Origin of the sequence: Vibrio maritimus (assembly GCF_021441885.1) — a bacterium.
Lineage (GTDB): Bacteria > Pseudomonadota > Gammaproteobacteria > Enterobacterales > Vibrionaceae > Vibrio > Vibrio maritimus_B.
On record NZ_CP090438.1, the window covers coordinates 1,569,038 to 1,590,286 of the forward strand.

Below are 21,249 nucleotides of genomic sequence, written 5' to 3' on the forward strand. Positions count from 1 at the left end.
ATCGGCGATGGTCGTTACCATCGCCGATTCAATATCTGATAGGGTATGTCCGAGCGACTAGTTCACGACTTTCACACCTTCGAGGAGTTTTCCACTTGCGAGCATGACAATAGCGGTATCCTGGGGATGTTCTTGTAGTTTTTGGTCGTGATGCTCGACTTCAACCACTTCGCTGCCTAGTACAATGTGACCATTTCTATAGACACTTGAGTGTCCATTCGCGTTGAGTTTAACGTAATAGTTTGAGCTATCCATAGAGACTCCTTTTCCATGCCCTTGAATATAATTTAGTCGTAATAAAGACGAAATCAAACCTTCATTTTAACCAGCATCGACTTATGTGAAGGCGAAGGGAAGGTCATTTAAAATGACAGGACTTGAAGCGATTCTTCGTTTTCGATTGTTATTTTATACACTTTGGTTAAAATGACCGCTTGCTCTGGATGAGGCATCCGTATTTGCTTCAAAAAGAACAGTTAATGATATTACATCGCGGCAATTTGTTTTCTATAAAGTTGCCAGACATTAATGCATGTCTTGCTTGGTGTGCAAGACCACTGTAAATAGGACTATACATGCCTGTAATTACTCTTCCTGACGGTAGCCAACGTCAATTTGATAACCCAGTATCCACTATGGATGTCGCTCTATCTATCGGCCCTGGTCTTGCGAAAGCAACCATCGCTGGTCGTGTAGATGGTGAGCGCGTTGATGCGTGTGATCTGATTGAAAACGACGCAAGCCTAGAAATCATCACGGCGAAAGACGATGACGGTCTTGAGATTGTTCGCCACTCTTGCGCTCACTTGCTTGGTCATGCGATTAAGCAGCTTTACCCAGACGTTAAAATGGCTATCGGTCCAACGATCGACAGCGGTTTCTATTATGACGTTGATTTAGACCACTCTTTGACAATGGAAGACGTGGAAAAAATCGAAAAGCGCATGAAAGAGCTAGCGAAAACCAAGTATCAAGTTATCAAGAAAAAGGTTAGCTGGCAGGAAGCTCGCGACACATTTGAAAGTCGCGGCGAAACGTACAAGATGGAAATCCTAGACGAGAACGTATCTAAAGACGATCGTCCAGGTCTTTACCATCACGAAGAATACATCGATATGTGTCGTGGCCCTCACGTGCCAAACATGAGCTTCTGTCAGCACTTTAAACTGCTGAACGTAGCGGGCGCATATTGGCGTGGTAACAGTGACAACAAGATGCTTCAACGTATCTACGGTACTGCATTCCACGATAAGAAAGCTCTTAAGGCGCACCTAACTCGCCTAGAAGAAGCGGCAAAGCGTGACCACCGTAAAATTGGTAAGCAGCTGGATCTATTCCACATGCAGCAAGAAGCACCGGGTATGGTGTTCTGGCACCACAACGGTTGGTCAGTATTCCGTGACCTAGAAGTATTCATCCGTGAAAAACTGACTGAATACGGTTACCAAGAAGTAAAAGGTCCACTAATGATGGACCGCGTTCTATGGGAACGTTCTGGTCACTGGGACAAATACGCAGATGCGATGTTCACGACGTCTTCAGAGAACCGTGAGTACGCTATCAAGCCAATGAACTGTCCAGGTCACGTTCAGATCTTTAACCAAGGTCTTAAGTCTTACCGTGATCTACCACTACGTATGGCAGAGTTCGGTTCTTGTCACCGTAACGAGCCATCAGGTGCACTTCACGGCATTATGCGTGTTCGTGGCTTTACTCAAGATGACGCTCACGTGTTCTGTACTGAGAGCCAAATTCAAGACGAAGTAACGTCTTGCATCAAGATGGTTTACGATACGTACAACACGTTCGGATTTGATAACATCGTAGTGAAACTATCGACTCGTCCAGAAAAGCGTGTTGGTAGTGATGAAATTTGGGATCGCTCTGAAGAAGCACTAAAACAATCTCTTGAAGCAATGGGCATCGCTTATGAAATTCAAGAAGGTGAGGGTGCGTTCTACGGTCCTAAGATCGAATTCACACTATATGACTGCCTAGATCGTGCATGGCAATGTGGTACAGTTCAGCTAGACTTCAACCTACCGGGTCGTCTAGGTGCAACTTACGTGGATGAAAACAACGAACGTCAAGTTCCTGTTATGATTCACCGTGCAATCCTAGGTTCTCTTGAGCGTTTCATCGGTATTCTTATCGAAGAATACGCTGGCTTCTTCCCAACGTGGTTGTCGCCAGAACAGGCTGTTATCATGAATATCACTGACAAACAGTCGGATTATGTCCAAGAAGTAACACAAAAACTGCAAAAAAGTGGAATTAGAGCCAAAGCGGACTTGAGAAATGAGAAGATTGGCTTTAAAATCCGCGAACATACTTTGAAGCGTATCCCGTACATGCTTGTTTGTGGCGACCAAGAAATGGAAGCTGGCGAAATCGCAGTACGTACACGCAAAGGTAAAGACCTCGGCAAATTTAAAGTGGATGACCTCATTTCATACATCCAAGACGAGGTTTCAAGCCGTAAGCTCAATCTGGAGGAATAAGCTATTAAAGGCGGAAGACGTGGCCAACAACCGGCCAAACAAAACCAGCATCGTTTAAACGGTGAAATTCGTGGCGTTCGTGAAGTTCGTCTAACAGGTGCAGATGGTGAATCTGTTGGTGTTGTTTCTATTCAAGAAGCACTAGATGCAGCTGCAGAAGCTGGTATGGATCTCGTAGAGATCAGCCCTAACGCCGAGCCACCAGTTTGTCGTGTGATGGACTATGGCAAGTTCCTCTTCGAGAAGAGCAAAGCTGCGAAAGAGCAGAAGAAGAAGCAAAAGCAGATCCAGATTAAGGAAGTAAAATTCCGTCCTGGAACTGATATTGGAGACTATCAGGTAAAACTACGCAACCTGACTCGTTTCCTAGAAGACGGCAACAAAGTGAAGGTAACAATTCGCTTCCGTGGCCGTGAAATGGCTCACCAAGACATTGGTGTCGACGTTCTTAACCGTCTGAAAGAAGATACTGTAGATTTAGCTGTAGTAGAATCTTTCCCGACTAAGATCGAAGGCCGCCAAATGATCATGGTATTGGCCCCTAAGAAGAAGTAATTAACGGCTTTACAAGTAAGAAAACCTAGCCGTTCTCGAATGGCTAGGTTTTGTTCGCCCTAATTACTATTGTTTAACAACTCAACAATGCGGAGTTATTCATCATGCCTAAGATGAAAACCAACAAAGGTGCTGCTAAGCGTTTTAAGAAAACTGCTGGTGGTATTAAATTTAAGCACGCTACAAAACGTCACATTCTGACTAAGCGTACTACTAAGAACAAGCGTCAGCTTCGTCCAAATGCAATCCTTCCTAAGTGTGAAGTGGCTGCAGTTGTTCGTATGATGCCATACGCTTAATTCTTTTTAGTTTATCAATCGTTTAGTTTAGGAGAGACATAATGCCTCGCGTAAAACGTGGTGTACAAGCTCGTGCACGTCATAAGAAAGTTCTAAAACAAGCTAAAGGTTACTACGGTGCACGTTCACGTGTTTACCGCGTAGCTTTCCAAGCAGTTACTAAAGCTGGTCAATACGCTTACCGTGACCGTCGCAACAAGAAACGTCAATTCCGTCAACTGTGGATTGCACGTATCAACGCGGCATCTCGTCAAAATGGTCTATCTTACAGCCGTTTCATCAACGGTCTTAAGAAAGCATCTATCGAGATCGATCGTAAGATCCTTGCTGATATCGCGGTATTCGACAAAGCTGCATTCGCAGTTCTAGTTGAAAAAGCGAAAGCTGCTCTTTAATTAGCAGTTTAGGTCTATGTAAAAGGGGAGCGTAAGCTCTCCTTTTTTGTATCTAAAGAATGTTCGACAACGGGCTTTTTACGCCACTTGCACCTCGATTAATGAGGACAGCAACTCTCTTCCTACACCATCCCCCAGTTCTTATTGCCTTTCGCTCTCCAAATTCTTAGAGCACCATAATCAAAGTCGATATCGTGATAACGAAGCCGTAAGCATTCCATCAACCGTAAGCCAGACCCATACATCAGCTGAGCAGGTAACAGGAAATGCGGCAGCATATTGGAAAGCAAATTTGTTACCTCCTTGACGGTGAGTACTGTTGGCAACTTTTTGTTCTTGTTTGACTTCTTAAAGCGCATGTTTACATCGATAGGTTTGTGTATCACGTGCTTGTACGGAAACACCAGCGCATTAAGCGCTTGGTTTTGAGAGCGCATAGCCAGGTTTCGATCAGTCACTAAATGTGAGAGAAACTCTTCTACTTCTCTAGTACCCATCTCACTGGGATGGCGCTTATTGTGATAAACAATGTATTGAAGTATCCAAGATAGGTACGCCTCAATAGTTTTCTTAGCGTAATGCCTAGTCTGCATAAACTCACGAATGTAGCTCAAAAATGGCGATTTCATACCTAACCTTAATGCTGTTTTTATGTACAGTGTCTAAAGCCTAACGACAGAACTCCAACTTATACGGAATAAATCCGCTTTTTGTGATATGCAACAAATTTAAACGTTACTAAATGTATGATTTTCATCATGTAATCATCTAACATGGTTGGATTCTATAGATTTAGAAGGCGGTAGCGTGGAAGGAAGTACGGAAAAAGTCCGTCTATAAAGCGTTATGTGTTAGGAGATAGAATGAGTGTATCGCTAAATGATATTTCAGATGTTGCGACGACTACTGCTGCAGTAATTGCAGCGATCAGTCTTGGGGTCAGTGCATTCCAGACTCGACTCTCGCGTCGAATAGCAGAAACAGCTTTTGAAGATAGTATTGATCAACAATATAGAGACTTGGCAAAAGAAATCCCCGTTGATGTCTTAATTGATAAATGTACAGATTTGAGCAATGACACAAGGGAAGTGATTTTTAACTATTTGGATCTTTGCAATCAGCAAATATACCTACGCGCTAAAGGCAGAGTTAGTGAAGAACGCTGGATAGATTGGCGCGATGGAATACAAGAGAATTTAAGCAAGCACGGCTTCAATTTGATTTGGACTGAAGTCAAAGGCAAAGCTTCATTTTCATATTTAGAACGACTTGAAAACGAGACATTTACAAGCGATCCAATGCGCTGGAAATAAACACATAACAAACTGTTTAAGAGTGATTCGCAACGCGTGGCATTTTTACTATGCGTTGCGCTTAGTGATTAAGGTGTTATGCGGGAGCTTCGGTATTGCGTTGCTCACACCTTAACAGGGCGTTATGTGCTACGAGGAATAAATGAAAGAAAATTCTGTTAATGAAATGGCTGCAACCTTGTTAAATAAGCCAGCGTGGTCTGATTTAGAATATTATGTAGTTGTCATATTGCTAGTGCTGATACTAGGCTCTCTCTTAGCTTTCTTTAAAGCATTGTACTCAGAGAAGGCTAAATTTTCAGCAATTAAATCTAGCTTGGATACCATTAAATTACAGACTGAGTTAACAGCCAACGTAACTGAAACGATAAAGAATGACTTGGAATATAAGTCATGGAATCGAAAAGAAATACTACAAGTTCGAAGGACTAAACTGGAAGAGTATTTTCTTCTCATGTCTGCACTGAATAATGCATTAAATAGCGAACTGCTACACAAGTTATTTGGTGCGGAAGCTAATTATGACCCGCAATGTTATGATAAAGCTAATATGATTCAAGCTTTGTATCTGCCTGAGTTGGCTAGTGAGCATCATGAGGTGTCTAAAGCTGTTCATGATTTTACATCTTGGATAGCTGAGGGGTTATTTATTAAAGCAGAACTAGCATCTAAAGGGGTTCAGAATCCAATGCCAACGAAAGAGTATATGGAAAAGCAGCCAGAGTTAATTGCAGCTCTAGTCAAGCCTATTGCAAACGTTTTGCTTAAGTCTCGGGAGTTAGCGAAAGAGTTAAACACATAACAAAAACATCAAGTTGACGCGTTTTGCTCGGCGTTTTTGGTTTGAAGTGCGGTGCGCTTGGTGAGTTAATCATGGCGCAACTTATGTTGGCGTTAGTTGCACTTAGAAATTTACTGGTCACATCACTATCTCGTTAGCTACGCAGCGATAAGCCCCACTGCTTAACTTTCTTTCCGGTGGCAGCGTGAAAGCGTAATTCGCTTTGGCAATCGAGGTTTCGCGGCACTGCTTTTTGTGTCCGTCCGTGAGCAACAGAAGTGACATCTTCCTTAACCTGTTTTTCAGTGACTTCGGTGGTTTCTTTTTTGCGCCAACTCGCATTAATCGAAATATGTCAGTTCTGTCAGCTATCAAGCACGGCATGGTGATAGTAATTTAGATTGCGGTAAGCAATGAGTATCTTGGCGTAAGTAAGGGAATAGGGGCGTAGGCAACTAACAAATTACTCAAACGGACGCTATACGTGTGTCGCTTTTGGTTTGAAGTTTAGAGTGTTTGGTAAGGTTAGTCGTACGCGCTGTTTAGCAAAGCGTTATATTTACAATCAAGGTCAGGTGAAATATGGTCAAAGAGAAAGATGGCGTATTCGTATATGCCGATGAATCTGGTCACTCAGGTAAAGACATTTTCAACGAAGGATCACCCCTTTACTATCAAGGGTCTGTGATCTCTGTTGGTGATATTGAACCTATAGTATCTCCAATAGTCGCAAAGTATTGCGATGAGAACGGTTTAGAACGATTACATGGTTTTGAGCTTGGTGAGCAAAAGGTTAATGCTCTATGTATAGAATTGCTTGATGCATTAAAAGAAATAGATTGGCAGCTCCATTATACCTTAATAGAAAAACGCTACATTGCTCCGACAAAGTTCGTAGATACTATTTTTGACTCATACGACAATCCAGCTGTACATCCGTTGTGGTATTTAACAGATCTGTTTAGGCATACGCTGTGCGTATTGATCGACGACATGATGGAAGAAGGTGAGCTTAATAAAAAGTTTTGGAGTTGTTACTTAGCTGATGATATCGATGGTTTAATCGAAATATCTAAGGTTCTTTTGGAGCGAGCTCCGTTTATCTTCGATGCTCGAGCTTGTGAAGTGGTCACGGATGGTTTGACTTATGCGATTGATAATCCGGAAATATTCACATTAACAGCAGCCAAAGGAAAAAGCGCATACAAAAAAGAAACGCCAAACATTGTTGCTTTTTCAAGCCTTCTTACTGCTATTCACCGTTTTTGCAAACCAAGAGGTTTAAGTGTCTCTGCTTTGGTTCACGACCAAAGTGATGAATTTAAAGGAACAATGCGTGAGTACCACAAAATATTCTTCGGTGTAGACTATGAGGAAGATAAGTTTGGAGGTGTCCCGCAATTTGAAAGAGTTGAATATGGTCTAGGTGAGTTCAAGTTAGAGTCATCTAAAAACTCTTCAGGTTTGCAAGTTGTAGATTTATTCTTGTGGCTGATTCAAAGGGATATTAAAGACCAAAACTTGTTGCTAACGAAGAGTCAAATTCTTGAAAAAGCTGAAGACTTCCGTATATCACGAGGAATGTCCTTAGCTATAATCAAAGCTCGACAATTTCAGCTTATGCAACAAGAACTGTCGCCTGAACAATTAGAAGCTGGAAAAAGACTGAATAAAAAAATTCTAGCTAATCAGTCAGCTAAGATGAAAAAGTAAATATAACAATCTGTTTAAGAGTGATTCGCAACGCTTGGCATTTTTGCTATGCGTTGCGTTTAGTGTTTAAGGTGGTATGCGGGAGATTCGGTATAGCGTTGCTCATCACCTTAACACGGCGTTATGTAGTAAAGCGTACAACATATACTGATAGAGTAGATTATGACTGAATCAACAACAACATTCTTAAAGATAGTATCGTCACTTGTATCGCCCAAAACTTCCATTAAGTTTATTTCAATCGCTGCCGTACTAATTTTATCGTGGAATAATTTATCGTTGGTAGTTGAAGGCTCTAAGATTCCAGAAGAACATAAGAGCTTAATGGTCTTATTTTTGTCACTTGGTCTTGGTTCACTAATGGGTGATGCTGTCTATTCAATATATCGTCATATATATAATGTTACTATAAAAAGATACACCTCGACATATGAAGAAAAGCAATCAAGAAAAAGAAGTGAAGAAGCATTAAAAGAAAGAGTTAACTCATTTAAACATATGTATCCTTATTTGTCTTATGAGACCAAGCAATTAATTTGGGATTTGTCTGAAAAGCCAAAGTCTATTTATGACTGGGGAGATTCTGATGTTCAGTTTGAGGCTATATTAAATAATGGGTATGCATATAAAATATCTAGCTTAACCGACACCACTGGATTGTATGGATTGTCTCCAGAAATATCAGATTATATATCTTCTATTTTAAGCGAAGAAGTTGAAAGTTTAATTAGAAGTATTGAGAGCGACAAAAGATTGGGTTATCAAGAAGTATGGAAAACTATTACGAGTAAAGATTTTGTACCTACAATAAAATTCGAGGATTTAAAGTCAATACTAAATGATTGTTATCCTGTTCTTTCTGTGCAGTATCAATATGAAAATGATGACTGTTTTTCTAAAATTATAGGTATTGATATTTCATTTGGTAAGCGGTTTGAGGAGATACTTTATAAGATGACGCATGGTTCATTGTACAAACGGTCGTTTTCGGTAAAAAATAGTGAAATACTACATAACAAAGCGTTTAAGGCCGATTCTCAACGCTTGGCATTTTCAGTTCAAGATTGAGTTTAGTGTTTACGGTGGCAAGATTAAGTTTCGTGATAGCGTTGCTCACTACTTAACGCGGCGTTAGATGCCTTATTGATTTCGGAGAATAAATGGAAGTAATCATCGAACAAGAAATTGCGTTGCACCAATTCGAAGTCAGACAAAATATAGTAGAAATTGAGCGACTTATCCATCCTGACTTTAGAGAAGTTGGTAGATCAGGTAATAGCTACGACTTCAAATCAATTGTTCGAATGATGGAAGCGGAGAAACCATCAAACGTGCAGGTACACTCCCAGAACTATGAATGTGTCGCATTAGAACCAACGGTTCAACTGTTGACCTATGAAACCGCGTTAATCGATGATAGTGGTCAAGTCAGCAACTTTACAAAGCGCAGCTCCATTTGGGTTCTTGTCGGAGAGCTTTGGCAGCTTAAATATCATCAAGGTACACCATGTGACATATTTGAAATAAAGGTATCGCGCAAGGGCACCTAACAAGTTACTCAAGTGGACGCGTAACGTTCGGCGGTTTTGGTTTGAAGTTACGGGAACTTGGTAAAGTAAGTCGTATGCGCCACTTAGTAAGGCGTTATGTCTAAGTTCTGAATCTTGCGTACATAATCTACAAGAATGGTTGCTAATTTCATGGAGGCTTTATGGGTGAACTGTTCCAAAAGTTACTAGACCTAGTATTACCGAAAGTTAAAGGTGTTATTGAAACGACTTTTAATCTGTGGATTTCCCCAGTTTCAACTTTGAGCGAAAAGTTGAGAGAGGGACAACAAATTAGTTTTAGTCTCTTGTTTTTCCTCGTAATGAGCACGCTAGCATACTCTATATTGCTGTTCGGCCTTCTATCTGGAAAAATAGAACTAGATCCATATAAGCTTGGCTTTGGGTTCGTACTAAGCCAATTCATAATGCTTGTTTTCTATTCGCTGGCTGCGTTACTTGCCTTAAAGATTTCTCGTGTAAAAGCAACATGGAGAAAAGTCTTGATGTCGACGGCGTATCTGTATGGTCAAGTGACTATAGCTGCAGCCACATTATGTTCGATTGTTATCTATGCGGTACTCAATGGAGTGTGTGATGTACAGTCTGGTATATGGTTATCTTTGATAGTTGGCTTTTTTCTATTATGTTTTGGTTGGCGTTTAATGTGTAAGGTACTTGACGCTACTCGTACTCAAACGGTCGTGTCTTTTGTCATAGTCTCTATTTTAATAATTCCAATCGCCCCCGCTTTAGGAGTGATTAGTAGACCTCTGGTGCATTTTTAGACATAACAAACTGCTCAAGAGGGATTCGCAACGCGTGGCATTTTTACTATGCGTTGAATTTAGTGATTAAGGTGGTTTGCGGCGGCTTCGGTATTGCGTTGCTCACCCCTTAGCAAGGCGTTATGTTTTAAGGAGAACACTTGGTATCTTCAATTAGTATCAGTTTGCCTCAAGCTCCAGTATTCAAAGAGGATATTGCTGCAAATATCCATCAACACCTTGTCGCTATAGAAGCGTCTGCATCGCTTGGTGCAGATTTGGTAGTGTTTCCCGAATTGTCATTGACGGGCTACGAGTTAAAATCTCTAGCAAAGTTAGCTCAAGGAAAAAACCTTCGAATTTCTCACAACTATCTCAAGCTGCGATTAAACATAACATTTCGGTTATCGTAGGTTGTCCGCTTGATTCTGGTCACACCCTAAAACCATCTATTGGCGCTGTGATTTGCCATCCTGATGGACACGTCGAATTTTACGAAAAACAGTATCTACATGACGGTGAACATGAGTATTGCTCATCGGGCTCTGAAGATTATTTTCTCACCATCAAAGGGTATAAAATTGCGTTGGCAATTTGTGCTGATTTCTCTTGCCCTGAACATGTTACAAGAGCTAAACAGTCGGGTGCTGACGTTTATCTAGCGAGTGCATTGATTTCGAACGCAGGCTATTCTACAGATGCTAGGTTGCTCGCCGATATTGCTGCTAGTAATGGTATGCCTGTTCTGCTAAGTAATCACATTTCACCAACGGGTGGTTGGTTAGTTTGTGGCAATAACTCTATATGGGATAGTGAAGGCAAATTGGTTACGAGTTCAGAGTCCGTAGAGGAGTGCTTTGTATTTTGTACTATCATGGGTAGTACGGTGGGCGCTTCCAAACATAACAAATTGCTTAAGAGTGACGGCTAACTTTTGGCATTTTTGGTTCTATTGGGTTTAGTTATTACATTGGCTTTGCTTGGGTTTCGTGGTTTTACCCGCATCTTAGCAAGGCATTAAGTTATTTAGGAGTTCTATTCGTAAATGGAAGTAAATTGTTCAAGCTGTAAAGCAAAAATAAATTCTGAAAATATAAATATTTCAAGAGATATAGCATACTGTGTAAGTTGCGAGAGTCTTACATCTCTGTCTTCATTATTAGAATCTATACCGAGTAGTAACTTTGATGCCACTCAATCTATTAAAGGAGTTCGAGTTTCAGACAATGGCTACAAATGGTCTATTGAAGCTTCAAATCGAAGTTTAATGGCTCTTTTTCTAGTTCCTTTTACGCTTGTTTGGGCTGGAGGTTCGCTGTCTGGTATTTATGGTACTCAATTGGAAAATGGAGAATTTGACCCGAGTTTATCTCTCTGGGGGCTACCTTTCCTTATCGGTAGCATCGTTTTAATAAGTATTACGCTAATGAGCCTTTTTGGTAGAACATATGTTTCTAATGAAAATGGAAAGGCTCTTATTTTTATTGGAATAGGTTCTGCTGGCTGGTATAGAAGGTTTGACTGGGAAAATATAGATAGAGTAAAAGAGAGCGAATCAAGACAACACACACTTGTATCATTGGAAGGCAATAAGAGGCTAAGTTTAGGCTGGGGATTAAGTAGTGAAAAGCTCTACTATATGTCTAACTTCTTAAAAACCAAGTTGAAAAATTAACTCACAAAATTGCTCAAGTCGACAGCTAACGCTCGGCACTTTTGGTTTGGTTGAGTTCGGTGATTAAGGGGCTTAGCTTGAGTGTTGCGTTCGTTAGCTGCAACTTAACAAAGCGTTAGTCGCAAAGAGGAAAGCATGGATTTCGAGTTAGATTTAGCTCCTTCAGATGAGAGCATTAATGATATTAGAAATGGATTGGTTGAGCACAACACTCCTTATTTGGGTGAAGTAAGTCATCATAGCGTAGCCTTCTTTGTAAAACAGGATGGAAAGAAAGTTGGTGGTATCACGGCAGAAATTCTTGGTGATTGGCTCCTCATTAAATATTTATGGGTTGATAAATCGCTTCGAAGTGTGGGTGTAGGTAGCAAGCTATTAAATAAGCTGGAAGTGCACGCCAAGGAGCAAGGTTGTCATTCGTCGATGGTTGATACATTTAGCTTTCAAGCTAAATCATTTTATGAAAAGCGGGGCTATGTATGTCACATGACGCTAGAAAATTACCCTGTTGAGCATGCACGGCACTTTTTCACAAAGAAGTTGAGTTGAGCGGCTAATAAACCGTTCAAGAGTGATTTGCTACGCTTAGCACTTTTACTATGCGTTGGGGCTCGTGTTCAAGGTAGTGTGCGGCGACTTCAGTATTGCGTTGCCCACACCTCAACAGAGCGTTCTGCGACCTAAAGGAAATTGAGATTTATGGATAAATTTTCAATGCTTCAGAAAATGGGTGCAGGAGACTTTCAGCACCTAAACGGTTCATTGGAGGCGCACCTAAAAGGCACTGAACAAGTTTTAATTGATTGGGGTAGTAGCGAGTTACTTCAAATCGCTGGTCTTTTCCATGCTGCTTATGGAACCGCGGGGTTCGATGAAAGTATGGTGTCGCTGAGCCAGCGTCAAGAGATAGCAAGAATTATTGGCACTGATGAAGAAGCATTGGTTTACTTGTATTGCTCATGTGACAGAGACTATGTGTTCCCTCAATTTGGCAAAGTGCTAGAAATCCAATTTAAAGACAGATTTACTGGCTCAACATTCAAACTCGACGGTGTAACTGTGAAGTTGTTTTGCGAATTAACTGTCGCCAATGAGCTAGAGCTTGTTTATGGCAGTGAAGAGTTCAAGCTCAAATATGGTGCAGAGCTATTTGAGCTGTTCCAAGGTATGGACAGCTATTTAAGTACCGAGGCTAGGAAGGCGTACAAATCAGCATTGTCGAATTTCGCATAATAAATTGCTAAGGCTGACAGCTAACACTCTGCACTTGAGAGTAGGTAGAGTTTGTTGATTAAGCTGGCTTCGCTTGAGTTCCGTGGTCGTTAGCGGCTTTTTAACAAGACGTTATGCACTAGGAGGTAAAATTGTTCGATTTGCTTAAGAAAGTGGTTCTTATTAATCTCTCAGCGGCTCTTGTGGTTATAGTTCTAGCCCAGTTTGTTCCATTCTTTGCTACAACTCAGTTGGTCGACTTTCTTTTCTTTGTTGTCATTGTTATATGGGGTTTGGCGAAGCTTATGTGGGAAGGTGGTATCCATAGTAAGACGACTCGGTTAGATGACCCCAGAACAGACAAGGTCTACAAAATGGTAGAAGGGCATGATTTCGAAAAAGATGATCGCAAGCACTATCGAATGAACTATCAAACAGGTTTAGTCTTCTTTATAGCAGGGCTGCCAGCGTTTATTGCTTGTTTAGTCCTTCAATTTCTTTGAATACGAGTAGAATAATTAACCTAAGTAGATTCTCAACGTTTGGCGTTATGAACCAATACATCATGGAGATATAAATGCTAGATCAGGTAAGGGATATACTGGTACTTAACGATATTCCATTTGATGATCACAAAGACGTAGTTTACTGCAAGTTTCGTCGCGCTGGTTCAAAGGTGAAAATCTCTTACGACAGTTCAAGTAGCAGCTATATGGTATCTGCTAACGAACTTATTCAAACTATCAACACAGCCTTTTCTTTTGCTTTCGCTTTTGCCGTTCCGCATATTTTTGTTGGTCTTGAGTGGAACTGGGTAATCTCTGTGCTATCAATCTTTACGGGTACAATTGCTTTCACGCAGTTAATTTTCACTCAGTTCAAACTGTTGGATTTAAAACAGCAACTGAGACAGTCTGGCGTTTACTTGCGCTAGGGTCATAACAGTGTGTTGTTTACTTTTAGAGAAAATCAGAAGCTTATGGATGATAATTCTGAAATTTGGCGCCAGTACTACGCAAAAGCACTTTCTCGTCCGCATTCAAAACGTACTGCGTTTGCCGTCCAACTCAATGAATCAAAGCTCAAAGTAGCCACTGACTGCGGTTGTGGAACAGGTAGTGATATCGAGTATCTAGAGCAGCAAGGCTTTAACGTTCATGGCTTCGATATCAACCCTGACTCGGTCGCTATTTGTAGAGACAGGTTTGGGTCAAAGTCATTAGTGGATATTACTGAGTCTTCGTTTGAGACATTCGACTACCCAAAATCTGGAGTAGTAATCGCAAACTCAAGTTTGTTCTTTGCAGACCCAAAACAATTTGAAGCGACATGGAACAAGATTAAATCTTCAATCGAAATCGGCGGAGTGTTTGCTGGCGACTTCATGGGTTTCAAAGACAGTTGGGCTAACAACTATCTCAGCCCGATAACACCTTTATCTGAGTCAGAGGTAAAGGCTTTGTTTTCAGATTTTGAAATTGTCAGGTTCTTTGAACGTGATGAGGAAGCGAAAACTTCATTGGGGAGAATGAAGCATTGGCATACATTTTCCGTGGTCGCGGTGAAGCGGACATAGTAAGCAGTTCAAGTTTGGTGGCTAGTTCTCTACTCATGCATTAGACAATAGCTTTATGGTTCTCATAGGCTTCTTGACAAAGTAAGCTAACAAGACGTTACAAAGATGCTTCTCTTGCTCGACTATTTTCATTCAAAATAGGCTCAGTGTTTAGGGTACAAGTGAACTTGTAGTGGTTTGAAGTTGACGCTAGGTAGAGAGAATAGTTTTTGCCTATCGGCAGTGTGCTATGTGCTTGCAAGGAAATGGGAATGGAAATTACAACGGGAAAGTCTATTGAACTCATCGAAAAAGCTCAGGCTATTCGTTATCAGGTATTCACGGTGGAGCAAAACATTCCGAATGAATTGGACTTTGATGGCTTAGATTGTGTTGCGGAACATGTTCTTGTTACAGAAACGAATCAAGCTGTGGCGACAGCTCGTCTAGTTATCAATGCTGATGGCTCTTCAGTTATGGCTAGAGTCGCTGTCCTTGAAGCTTATCGAGGTCGTGGCATTGCCTCCATTGTTGTTAACAAGTTAATTGAGTATGCCAAAGAGCAAGGAGTGAGCTCTATAGAAATTCATGCCCACAGCTATTTGCGTGATTACTATGAAATATTTGGATTTGAGTTTATCCAAGAAGTAGAGATAGTTGGAGAGCATCAACTCATCGAAATGCGCTATCAATTAGCACTCACGTAAACGGCAGTACAGGGTTGGAGAGTCCAATGCACCTAAAGTACAAAATTACCGACCCCGGATGTAAAGAGTTTTCAGCGCTGGTGCAAGAGCTAAATGCCACTCTAAAAGCGATCACGACCGACACTGGTGAAAGTTCATTTGTTCGTGACGAGTTCTGTCCAAGTACGGATGGATGTATAGTGATTTATGACCAAGATATAGCGGTAGCTTGTGGGCTATTCAGGAAACATCAAAATGGCTCATGTGAACTAAAGCGTATGTTTTCCAAAGAAAAAGGCGCAGGTAGTTATCTGATTTCACAGCTTGAATCCTATGCTCTCCAAAAAGGTTATGAGCGTGCGGTGCTATCGACACGGAGAGTAAATAAGCTAGCAATCAACTTCTACAAACGACATGGTTACAGTGAGATCGAGGCATATGGAAAGTATGTGCATACAGATAGATCGATCTGTTTAGGCAAGGCCTTATGTAACTAGGAGACAATATGGATATAGCGGTTGTAACATTTGATGGATTTAATGAATTAGATTCTTTTATTGCATCGGCAATTTTAAATCGCATGAAAGACCAAGGCTGGAATGTTCAGATAACCTGCCCGACAAAGTCGGTGACGTCAATGAATGGTCTTGAGATTGTTGCTCAGCAACCATTAGAGTTTGCTAACAAAGCTGACGCAGTACTTTTTGGTAGTGGAATGCTAACAAGACAAATAGCTCGGGATGAAGCTATTTTATCGCGATTTTCCTTAGATTCGTCAAAGCAGGTGATAGGGGCGCAGTGTTCAGGAACTCTACTCTTATCTGCGTTAGGTCTGCTAAACGATGTTCCCGCTTGCACCGACTTAACGACGAAACCTTGGGTGCAGGAGTTAGGGATCGACGTTCTTGACCAACCATTGTATGCCAGCGGGAATATCGCGACATCGGGTGGTTGTTTATCGTCAACGTACTTAGCTGCGTGGATTATCTGTAAGTTGGCCAGCAAAGAAGATGCAATGGCAGCCATGCACTATGTTGCACCGGTAGGTGAAAAAGAAGCGTCACTCGATCATTGTATGTCTGTGATATCAGCTTACATTTAGAACACCGTCTAGCACAGCACTATATGCATTCAGAGTTTTACCAACGGAAGGGAATCGATGAAGTTAGCACAATTAAACATAGCATTGTCCAAATACCCATTGGACGCGCCGGAAATCAGAGATTTTGTTGATAATTTAGATTTGGTCAATGGCATAGCGGAAGAAAGTGAAGGCTTTATTTGGCGCTTAAAAGATGAAAGTGGCGATGCGACCAGTATCCAGCTATTCGATGACCCAAATATGATTGTCAACATGTCCGTTTGGGAGTCCGTCGATACGTTGAAAAACTTTATGTTTAGAACGCATCATAGAGACTTTATGCGACGCAAGAGCGAATGGTTCTATCGTCTTGATGAAGACAGTTACGTTCTTTGGTGGGTCAGTGATAACCATATTCCTACCACTGAAGAGGCTCTAGAGCGATTAGAGCATCTGCGTAAGAATGGTGATAGCCCTTATGCTTTTACTTTTAAAAGTAACTACACACCTGATGATGTATAAGTGAGCTTTCTATGGTACGAATTCGCATATGCAATACAACTTGGATTAAAAGCTAATGGAAGAGGCGATATCATCAATTTTTAGAGTTCTGGGTTCTGCTTTGAGGTCCATCGTTCAGTCAATCATTGTTGAGCGTATTGGCTACAGTATAGGTTGGATGGTCTCTAAGATTTCTACATTTGGACGTTTTCCTTCTGATAAACCTTCGAACTCAGAGCGCTCCAAAGTCAGTTATATTGGTCTCATAAGTATCGTGCTGATTCTGTTAGCCATTGCCTGTTTTAATGGTGGCTAGTCAGGTTAATAGACTAGGGCAGGCTGTTAGTGCTCATATCTTTATATGTGCCCTTATGAGTCTGGAGTGTGTATTGCTATTCATTCCGTGCATTAGACAATGTGAACAGACTCGCATCGTGATTGAGTGACAGATTTCAATTTTAGCCTTCTGTAGAACAATAAAACAGGAGGTTCTATGAAGCGTAAAATTGAGTTCGTGAAGCATCCCCACGCACTAGATGCCTGTAAGTCTTCAGTGATTGTGGGAATAGCAGTACTACTAGCATTGCAGTTTGTTTTTTCTTTGGAGCAAAGTGCGTTCACTTATGGTGGTGTGATCGTCGGCGCTGTATTTCAATACATAGCCATTATGCGCAAAAGTGAAAGTAACCTTACTGTCGATACGACCGATGTGTATTTGTTTAGTATTCCTGCGGCATTAAGATGTCAAAAGTCGATTCTTGGTAAACCGTATATCCGTGTTACCTCTTTAACGCGTTATGGCTACCATAGAGTAAAGGTTTACGAGGACTGGGTAACTGAGTGTGACTGGCAGTTTATGTTGACTAAGTGCTCATAAGATGGCGATGAAGCATAGAGTATTAATGGTTCAGTACATTTATGTGTAATTCGGATGACAAGTTTGGTGAAATCTATGATTAGCTGTGAACAATATGATTACATTGAAATAGTTTGCTTATATCACTATCCAATAGAATTAACGATGAAATCTGGAGAGCGAATTAACGGTGTTGCCTTGGATACTAAGCGCAACGACCAAAAGCAAGAGTGTATCGAGATGAAGATCGACGAAACTAAGCAGTTAGTTATTCTAGAGGACATCTCTAAACTTACAGTTAGTGTGAAAAATCCACATTTTAGTGAGGTTACGTTTCAGTAGCGCTAACACGTAGCGCCTTGCCGGGAAGGGTTTAAGAGGACTATGATAGTCGATAAAACCACCACAAAGGATTTAAATAGTATTGTTTCTTTAGTGAAACAAGTGGCAAGCTGTGATGTTTTGCCATTGTTAAGCATACAAGGACAAACTGAGTTTACTACAAGAGTACTTAGCGATATTGAGACCACGTTGTATACGACAGCTTTCTGTACACTCAAAGTTGTCATTGATAAGGAAATTGTCGGTTACGGAGCGCTTCGTAACGGTAACTATCTTACTCACCTTTTCATATCTAAACATTGCCAAGGTAAAGGTATAGGCAAAGCCTTGCTTACTCGTCTTCTAGAGACTTCAACAGAGTCTGAAATTGATCTGCGCTCTTCAATCAATGCAGCAAGCTTCTACGAAAACTATGGTTTTATCCGAATAGGCGAAGAGACTGAGTTTAATGGTATTCGATTTGTGCCAATGCGTTTGGTTCGATTTTAGACACCTCACCAGTCATAGAGGATGACATGACATTTAGCGAGATAAAAGCTGGAGACACACAGCTTCAAAAAGAACTGCTTCTTACTGCATTATGGACACCAGACGACGAAGCAGACCATAGTCCAGAGGTATTAGAGCTTCCGCATATCAAAGCATATTATGAAAACTGGGGTAGGGAGGGTGATATTGGTTTCTTTGCAATGTCTCCAGACTCAGCGCCAATGGGCATCGTGCAGGCACGCTACAAGTCCAGTCAAACGAAAGCCTACTCTGATTACCCGGAAGTCGCGATAGCGGTTCATCCGAACTATCGAGGACGAGGGATTGCGTCTGCGTTAATGGAGCAACTTATCAAATCTGTTCCGTCGGGTCTGAGACTCGGTGTTCACCCAAAAAATACGTCTGCAATCAAGTTGTATGAGAAATATGGTTTTAGAACGTATGAAATTGCCGAAAATGGCTATGCACAGATGGTTCGTGAAATTTAATATCTTAGTGCAGACTTACTGGCGTTGACGCAGTTACTCTGCGCGAAATAGAGACAAGTTATCGAATGTAATGAGAAGGGAAAGACGATGCCTATGACTATCAAAGGTAGATGCTTATGTGGCTCTGTTGAGTTTGAATTAGAAGATAGATTCGAGAACTTCTATTTTTGCTACTGCGAGCAATGTAGAAAAGTGACGGGGTCGTCTCTTGCCTCCAACGCGATTACGGATAAGCATAACTTAACTTGGTTAAAGGGAGACGATTTAGTTGTACGTTTCGACCACCCAGAAGGAAGTTTTTCCAAGGCGTTCTGTTCTCGTTGTGGTTCAGGTTTACCCCATGAATCTCAGAATGGTACCGATCTTGTGGTGCCAGTGGGGAGCCTTGATAGCGCACCCTCATTATCGCCAACTGCCCAAATCTTTAGTGCAGAGAAGACTAAGTGGTTCAAAGAAGGTATTTCAGCCCCGGAGTATAAAGGGTTTAAGGTTTCCAATTAGGACAGTGCGTAGGTAGCTTGTTCTCTTAAAAGCATAGTTTGCGACGCAGGTAATAGAGCGTCTTATTTAGTCAGCTCAATGCCATTCAAGAATGAGATTTAAGAATACAAAGGAATGTCGATGAATCTAAATCAAGTGACTTTAGCGGTACACGATATCGATGCTGCTGTAGAGTTTTATAGTAAGTTAGGATTAAAGCAGATTGTCGCAGACTCACATTACGCGCGTTTCTCCTTTCCAGATGGTGATGCGACGTTTTCTATCTACCTTGATAGAGATAAGCAGGGGTTAGAATGTCGAGGAGTGGTTTATTTTGAGCATGAAGAGTTAGACGATTTGGTTGGCAATATAAAAGATAAAGGCATAGCGTTTATCAAGGAGCCGACTATGCAGCCGTATCTGTGGAGAGAAGCAATGCTACAGGACCCCTCAGGAAATTTGATCAAACTGTACTGGGCTGGTGAGAATCGATTGAATCCACCTTGGAAGCTGAATGACACCGAATCAAAGTAGTTTGGGTGTGAACCAGTGAATCGATTGATACAACTAATTGGAAATGATAGCGCCAGGCTAGAAGCTATCCATCAGGTCTATCTTCTTGCGCTACCACAGTGTTATTTAGCGGCGGGGTTTGTTCGAAATCTGGTTTGGGACCATCTGCATAACAAGAAAGTCTCAACACCATTGAATGACATCGATGTTGTGTATTTTGATCCAAATGAAACCGATGATTCCACATATCTTGTTTACGAAAACATGCTGAGCAAGGTAATGCCTCAGTATCATTGGCAAGTTCGAAATCAAGCCATTATGCATTACCGAAATGGAGATATGCCTTATACAAGCACGTTAGACGCTATGAGTTACTGGCCAGAGAAAGAAACAGCGGTGGGGATCCGTCAAGTCGCTTTTGGACAGTTTGAATGTATATCTGCATTTGGTTTCGATTCGTTGTTCCAAGCTAAGCTATCACCCAATCCGAAAAGACCATTGAGTGTTTTCCATAAGCGAGTAGAGTCAAAGCAGTGGTTGCGACAGTGGCCTTTACTGACTGTTGTAGAGCCAAGCTAAAAGTAGTCACTATATGCCCATCCACTATAAACATTTAAAAGTGAAATGAATTTTCTGTTGACCTCAACTTAACATGAGGTTTTAAGCTTACTCTGAGCAGTCAACGGAGGATAAGCTATGCAGAATAATTATGAACCTTTGCTATGGAAGAAAACGTTTCAAGAGGAAGTGGCGAGAGAGGTGGTACAAGCACAAAGGCGAGGGTTGCATTGGCCGAGCTTTTCTTTTGGCGTGGTGTTCGCCGTGTTAATGACGAATCTGATGTGGTGACCCTTTTTGGAACTTGACCACACCAGATTCTAGGTATCACGAGTCTCGGTTATAGTGCAGCTAGAATGGCTTCTGCAGTACTGACCTCAAATTGACTTGGCGCTTCTACATTGAGCTGAGTAACCACGCCATTATCGATAATCATGGCGTAGCGTTGAGAGCGCACGCCACCAAAAGATGCGGTGTCCATATCCAGTCCGATCGCTTTGGTAAACGCCGCATCGCCGTCACCTAACATGAGCAGTTCGCTGGCGTTGTGTACCTCACCCCAAGCTTTCATTACGAACGCATCGTTCACTGACACGCAGCAAATAAGGTCTACACCTTTTGCCTTGATCGTATCAGCATTGACGACAAACCCTGGTAGGTGAGCCTCTGAGCATGTCGGTGTGAATGCGCCGGGAACCGCAAATAACACTACTTTTTTATCAGCAAAAAGTTCAGCCACATTGTGATTTACCATGCCGTCTGCAGTGAGTTGGCTAAGGGTTACATTAGGTAGAGCTTGCCCTTGTTGAATCATGTTTCTTCCTTATTAATTAGCTAATTGACTTACCTACTCAAAGATAGACTATCTGATCGAAGCTTGGCACTAAGGTCGACAGATTTCACGCTTTGGTGCAAAATAGCCCTCAATATTAATAGAAAATT

Annotated in this window: 34 protein-coding genes; 31 read left to right on the forward strand and 3 right to left on the reverse strand. The window is 41.5% G+C overall.

Annotated elements, in window-relative coordinates; genetic code table 11:
• Positions 1-57 precede the first annotated feature (57 nt).
• Entirely contained in the window at positions 58-255 is a 198-nt protein-coding gene (locus LY387_RS07160; RefSeq protein ID WP_128650001.1) for a hypothetical protein, read from the reverse strand.
• A 320-nt stretch (positions 256-575) separates the two neighbouring features.
• On the opposite strand from LY387_RS07160, the gene thrS reads away from it, so the two are divergent.
• From thrS to rplT, 4 genes are all read left to right on the forward strand, one after another.
• Positions 576-2,501, forward strand: a complete 1,926-nt coding sequence (thrS, locus tag LY387_RS07165; RefSeq protein ID WP_234495869.1) for a threonine--tRNA ligase — start codon at positions 576-578, stop codon at positions 2,499-2,501.
• Between the two features lie 66 nt (positions 2,502-2,567).
• The gene (gene infC, locus LY387_RS07170) at positions 2,568-3,056 is read left to right on the forward strand and encodes a translation initiation factor IF-3 (RefSeq protein WP_326492003.1); all 489 of its coding nucleotides are present in this window, start codon (positions 2,568-2,570) and stop codon (positions 3,054-3,056) included.
• 104 nt (positions 3,057-3,160) lie between these two features.
• Positions 3,161-3,355 carry a 50S ribosomal protein L35 gene (gene rpmI / locus LY387_RS07175; RefSeq protein ID WP_019275792.1) on the forward strand — a complete coding sequence of 65 codons (195 nt, stop codon included), beginning with the start codon at positions 3,161-3,163 and terminating at the stop codon, positions 3,353-3,355.
• Positions 3,356-3,396: 41 nt separating this feature from the next.
• Positions 3,397-3,750: a 50S ribosomal protein L20 gene (gene rplT / locus LY387_RS07180; RefSeq protein WP_004401084.1), complete on the forward strand. Its 354-nt coding sequence runs from the start codon at positions 3,397-3,399 to the stop codon at positions 3,748-3,750.
• 122 nt (positions 3,751-3,872) lie between these two features.
• On the opposite strand, the gene LY387_RS07185 is transcribed toward rplT, so the two are convergent.
• Positions 3,873-4,379, reverse strand: a complete 507-nt coding sequence (locus LY387_RS07185) for a phage integrase N-terminal SAM-like domain-containing protein (RefSeq protein WP_234495870.1) — start codon at positions 4,377-4,379, stop codon at positions 3,873-3,875.
• Between the two features lie 234 nt (positions 4,380-4,613).
• On the opposite strand from LY387_RS07185, the gene LY387_RS07190 reads away from it, so the two are divergent.
• From LY387_RS07190 to LY387_RS07335, 27 genes are all read left to right on the forward strand, one after another.
• Positions 4,614-5,063, forward strand: coding sequence for a hypothetical protein (locus tag LY387_RS07190; protein WP_234495871.1), 450 nt, complete (start codon positions 4,614-4,616; stop codon positions 5,061-5,063).
• Between the two features lie 142 nt (positions 5,064-5,205).
• Positions 5,206-5,865, forward strand: coding sequence for a hypothetical protein (locus tag LY387_RS07200; RefSeq protein ID WP_234495873.1), 660 nt, complete (start codon positions 5,206-5,208; stop codon positions 5,863-5,865).
• Positions 5,866-6,426: 561 nt separating this feature from the next.
• Positions 6,427-7,557: a DUF3800 domain-containing protein gene (locus LY387_RS07205; RefSeq protein WP_234495874.1), complete on the forward strand. Its 1,131-nt coding sequence runs from the start codon at positions 6,427-6,429 to the stop codon at positions 7,555-7,557.
• A gap of 162 nt (positions 7,558-7,719) precedes the next feature.
• Positions 7,720-8,625, forward strand: a complete 906-nt coding sequence (locus LY387_RS07215; protein WP_234495875.1) for a hypothetical protein — start codon at positions 7,720-7,722, stop codon at positions 8,623-8,625.
• 92 nt (positions 8,626-8,717) lie between these two features.
• The gene (locus LY387_RS07220; protein WP_234495876.1) at positions 8,718-9,107 is read left to right on the forward strand and encodes a DUF4440 domain-containing protein; all 390 of its coding nucleotides are present in this window, start codon (positions 8,718-8,720) and stop codon (positions 9,105-9,107) included.
• Between the two features lie 161 nt (positions 9,108-9,268).
• The gene (locus tag LY387_RS07225) at positions 9,269-9,892 is read left to right on the forward strand and encodes a hypothetical protein (protein ID WP_234495877.1); all 624 of its coding nucleotides are present in this window, start codon (positions 9,269-9,271) and stop codon (positions 9,890-9,892) included.
• A gap of 140 nt (positions 9,893-10,032) precedes the next feature.
• Complete coding sequence (locus tag LY387_RS27180) at positions 10,033-10,284, forward strand: nitrilase-related carbon-nitrogen hydrolase (RefSeq protein ID WP_267967702.1); 252 nt, start codon at positions 10,033-10,035, stop codon at positions 10,282-10,284.
• Positions 10,278-10,802, forward strand: coding sequence for a carbon-nitrogen hydrolase family protein (locus LY387_RS07235; RefSeq protein ID WP_267967704.1), 525 nt, complete (start codon positions 10,278-10,280; stop codon positions 10,800-10,802). The genes LY387_RS27180 and LY387_RS07235 overlap by 7 nt, the downstream gene beginning before the upstream one ends.
• A gap of 114 nt (positions 10,803-10,916) precedes the next feature.
• On the forward strand, positions 10,917-11,546 hold the full coding sequence (locus LY387_RS07240; RefSeq protein ID WP_234495878.1) for a hypothetical protein: 630 nt from the start codon (positions 10,917-10,919) through the stop codon (positions 11,544-11,546).
• Positions 11,547-11,681: 135 nt separating this feature from the next.
• A complete protein-coding gene (locus LY387_RS07245; protein ID WP_234495879.1) occupies positions 11,682-12,095 on the forward strand; it encodes a GNAT family N-acetyltransferase in 414 nt (137 codons plus the stop codon).
• Between the two features lie 150 nt (positions 12,096-12,245).
• The gene (locus LY387_RS07255) at positions 12,246-12,779 is read left to right on the forward strand and encodes a DUF6817 domain-containing protein (protein ID WP_234495880.1); all 534 of its coding nucleotides are present in this window, start codon (positions 12,246-12,248) and stop codon (positions 12,777-12,779) included.
• 131 nt (positions 12,780-12,910) lie between these two features.
• The gene (locus tag LY387_RS07260; protein ID WP_234495881.1) at positions 12,911-13,261 is read left to right on the forward strand and encodes a hypothetical protein; all 351 of its coding nucleotides are present in this window, start codon (positions 12,911-12,913) and stop codon (positions 13,259-13,261) included.
• Positions 13,262-13,335: 74 nt separating this feature from the next.
• Entirely contained in the window at positions 13,336-13,692 is a 357-nt protein-coding gene (locus tag LY387_RS07265) for a hypothetical protein (protein WP_234495882.1), read from the forward strand.
• A gap of 45 nt (positions 13,693-13,737) precedes the next feature.
• Entirely contained in the window at positions 13,738-14,334 is a 597-nt protein-coding gene (locus LY387_RS07270; protein ID WP_234495883.1) for a class I SAM-dependent methyltransferase, read from the forward strand.
• Between the two features lie 251 nt (positions 14,335-14,585).
• The gene (locus LY387_RS07275) at positions 14,586-15,020 is read left to right on the forward strand and encodes a GNAT family N-acetyltransferase (protein ID WP_234495884.1); all 435 of its coding nucleotides are present in this window, start codon (positions 14,586-14,588) and stop codon (positions 15,018-15,020) included.
• Positions 15,021-15,046: 26 nt separating this feature from the next.
• The gene (locus tag LY387_RS07280) at positions 15,047-15,496 is read left to right on the forward strand and encodes a GNAT family N-acetyltransferase (RefSeq protein ID WP_234495885.1); all 450 of its coding nucleotides are present in this window, start codon (positions 15,047-15,049) and stop codon (positions 15,494-15,496) included.
• A gap of 8 nt (positions 15,497-15,504) precedes the next feature.
• The gene (locus LY387_RS07285) at positions 15,505-16,101 is read left to right on the forward strand and encodes a DJ-1/PfpI family protein (protein ID WP_234495886.1); all 597 of its coding nucleotides are present in this window, start codon (positions 15,505-15,507) and stop codon (positions 16,099-16,101) included.
• 57 nt (positions 16,102-16,158) lie between these two features.
• Entirely contained in the window at positions 16,159-16,602 is a 444-nt protein-coding gene (locus LY387_RS07290) for a DUF3291 domain-containing protein (protein ID WP_234495887.1), read from the forward strand.
• Positions 16,603-16,657: 55 nt separating this feature from the next.
• Positions 16,658-16,897 (forward strand): hypothetical protein, encoded by a 240-nt coding sequence (locus LY387_RS07295; protein WP_234495888.1) that lies wholly within the window; start codon positions 16,658-16,660, stop codon positions 16,895-16,897.
• Between the two features lie 177 nt (positions 16,898-17,074).
• Positions 17,075-17,458 (forward strand): hypothetical protein, encoded by a 384-nt coding sequence (locus LY387_RS07300; protein ID WP_234495889.1) that lies wholly within the window; start codon positions 17,075-17,077, stop codon positions 17,456-17,458.
• 75 nt (positions 17,459-17,533) lie between these two features.
• Complete coding sequence (locus LY387_RS07305; protein WP_234495890.1) at positions 17,534-17,779, forward strand: Rho-binding antiterminator; 246 nt, start codon at positions 17,534-17,536, stop codon at positions 17,777-17,779.
• A gap of 42 nt (positions 17,780-17,821) precedes the next feature.
• Entirely contained in the window at positions 17,822-18,268 is a 447-nt protein-coding gene (locus LY387_RS07310; protein WP_234495891.1) for a GNAT family N-acetyltransferase, read from the forward strand.
• 26 nt (positions 18,269-18,294) lie between these two features.
• On the forward strand, positions 18,295-18,756 hold the full coding sequence (locus LY387_RS07315) for a GNAT family N-acetyltransferase (protein WP_234495892.1): 462 nt from the start codon (positions 18,295-18,297) through the stop codon (positions 18,754-18,756).
• 87 nt (positions 18,757-18,843) lie between these two features.
• A complete protein-coding gene (locus tag LY387_RS07320) occupies positions 18,844-19,257 on the forward strand; it encodes a GFA family protein (RefSeq protein WP_234495893.1) in 414 nt (137 codons plus the stop codon).
• A gap of 120 nt (positions 19,258-19,377) precedes the next feature.
• Positions 19,378-19,770, forward strand: a complete 393-nt coding sequence (locus LY387_RS07325; RefSeq protein ID WP_234495894.1) for a VOC family protein — start codon at positions 19,378-19,380, stop codon at positions 19,768-19,770.
• A gap of 15 nt (positions 19,771-19,785) precedes the next feature.
• A complete protein-coding gene (locus tag LY387_RS07330; protein WP_234495895.1) occupies positions 19,786-20,328 on the forward strand; it encodes a nucleotidyltransferase family protein in 543 nt (180 codons plus the stop codon).
• Positions 20,329-20,445: 117 nt separating this feature from the next.
• Positions 20,446-20,598 carry a hypothetical protein gene (locus LY387_RS07335; RefSeq protein ID WP_197058721.1) on the forward strand — a complete coding sequence of 51 codons (153 nt, stop codon included), beginning with the start codon at positions 20,446-20,448 and terminating at the stop codon, positions 20,596-20,598.
• Positions 20,599-20,647: 49 nt separating this feature from the next.
• On the opposite strand, the gene LY387_RS07340 is transcribed toward LY387_RS07335, so the two are convergent.
• Positions 20,648-21,121, reverse strand: a complete 474-nt coding sequence (locus tag LY387_RS07340) for a peroxiredoxin (protein ID WP_234495896.1) — start codon at positions 21,119-21,121, stop codon at positions 20,648-20,650.
• Positions 21,122-21,249: the final 128 nt, after the last annotated feature.

Excerpts from the sequence above, each read along its gene's own strand:
- LY387_RS07275 (WP_234495884.1), top strand. The coding sequence starts at position 14,586 with ATGGAAATTACAACGGGAAAGTCTATTGAACTCATCGAAAAAGCTCAG.
- LY387_RS07285 (WP_234495886.1), top strand. The coding sequence starts at position 15,505 with ATGGATATAGCGGTTGTAACATTTGATGGATTTAATGAATTAGATTCT.
- LY387_RS07335 (WP_197058721.1), top strand. The coding sequence starts at position 20,446 with ATGCAGAATAATTATGAACCTTTGCTATGGAAGAAAACGTTTCAAGAG.
- LY387_RS07270 (WP_234495883.1), top strand. The coding sequence starts at position 13,738 with ATGGATGATAATTCTGAAATTTGGCGCCAGTACTACGCAAAAGCACTT.
- LY387_RS07340 (WP_234495896.1), bottom strand. The coding sequence starts at position 21,121 with ATGATTCAACAAGGGCAAGCTCTACCTAATGTAACCCTTAGCCAACTC.
- rpmI (WP_019275792.1), top strand. The coding sequence starts at position 3,161 with ATGCCTAAGATGAAAACCAACAAAGGTGCTGCTAAGCGTTTTAAGAAA.
- LY387_RS07325 (WP_234495894.1), top strand. The coding sequence starts at position 19,378 with ATGAATCTAAATCAAGTGACTTTAGCGGTACACGATATCGATGCTGCT.
- LY387_RS07300 (WP_234495889.1), top strand. The coding sequence starts at position 17,075 with ATGAAGCGTAAAATTGAGTTCGTGAAGCATCCCCACGCACTAGATGCC.
- LY387_RS07310 (WP_234495891.1), top strand. The coding sequence starts at position 17,822 with ATGATAGTCGATAAAACCACCACAAAGGATTTAAATAGTATTGTTTCT.
- LY387_RS07255 (WP_234495880.1), top strand. The coding sequence starts at position 12,246 with ATGGATAAATTTTCAATGCTTCAGAAAATGGGTGCAGGAGACTTTCAG.
- LY387_RS07185 (WP_234495870.1), bottom strand. The coding sequence starts at position 4,379 with ATGAAATCGCCATTTTTGAGCTACATTCGTGAGTTTATGCAGACTAGG.
- LY387_RS07215 (WP_234495875.1), top strand. The coding sequence starts at position 7,720 with ATGACTGAATCAACAACAACATTCTTAAAGATAGTATCGTCACTTGTA.
- LY387_RS07280 (WP_234495885.1), top strand. The coding sequence starts at position 15,047 with ATGCACCTAAAGTACAAAATTACCGACCCCGGATGTAAAGAGTTTTCA.
- LY387_RS07200 (WP_234495873.1), top strand. The coding sequence starts at position 5,206 with ATGAAAGAAAATTCTGTTAATGAAATGGCTGCAACCTTGTTAAATAAG.
- LY387_RS07220 (WP_234495876.1), top strand. The coding sequence starts at position 8,718 with ATGGAAGTAATCATCGAACAAGAAATTGCGTTGCACCAATTCGAAGTC.
- LY387_RS07190 (WP_234495871.1), top strand. The coding sequence starts at position 4,614 with ATGAGTGTATCGCTAAATGATATTTCAGATGTTGCGACGACTACTGCT.
- LY387_RS07295 (WP_234495888.1), top strand. The coding sequence starts at position 16,658 with ATGGAAGAGGCGATATCATCAATTTTTAGAGTTCTGGGTTCTGCTTTG.
- LY387_RS07290 (WP_234495887.1), top strand. The coding sequence starts at position 16,159 with ATGAAGTTAGCACAATTAAACATAGCATTGTCCAAATACCCATTGGAC.
- LY387_RS07160 (WP_128650001.1), bottom strand. The coding sequence starts at position 255 with ATGGATAGCTCAAACTATTACGTTAAACTCAACGCGAATGGACACTCA.
- rplT (WP_004401084.1), top strand. The coding sequence starts at position 3,397 with ATGCCTCGCGTAAAACGTGGTGTACAAGCTCGTGCACGTCATAAGAAA.
- LY387_RS07320 (WP_234495893.1), top strand. The coding sequence starts at position 18,844 with ATGCCTATGACTATCAAAGGTAGATGCTTATGTGGCTCTGTTGAGTTT.
- LY387_RS07305 (WP_234495890.1), top strand. The coding sequence starts at position 17,534 with ATGATTAGCTGTGAACAATATGATTACATTGAAATAGTTTGCTTATAT.
- LY387_RS07240 (WP_234495878.1), top strand. The coding sequence starts at position 10,917 with ATGGAAGTAAATTGTTCAAGCTGTAAAGCAAAAATAAATTCTGAAAAT.
- LY387_RS07315 (WP_234495892.1), top strand. The coding sequence starts at position 18,295 with ATGACATTTAGCGAGATAAAAGCTGGAGACACACAGCTTCAAAAAGAA.
- LY387_RS07265 (WP_234495882.1), top strand. The coding sequence starts at position 13,336 with ATGCTAGATCAGGTAAGGGATATACTGGTACTTAACGATATTCCATTT.
- LY387_RS07225 (WP_234495877.1), top strand. The coding sequence starts at position 9,269 with ATGGGTGAACTGTTCCAAAAGTTACTAGACCTAGTATTACCGAAAGTT.
- LY387_RS07245 (WP_234495879.1), top strand. The coding sequence starts at position 11,682 with ATGGATTTCGAGTTAGATTTAGCTCCTTCAGATGAGAGCATTAATGAT.
- thrS (WP_234495869.1), top strand. The coding sequence starts at position 576 with ATGCCTGTAATTACTCTTCCTGACGGTAGCCAACGTCAATTTGATAAC.
- LY387_RS07205 (WP_234495874.1), top strand. The coding sequence starts at position 6,427 with ATGGTCAAAGAGAAAGATGGCGTATTCGTATATGCCGATGAATCTGGT.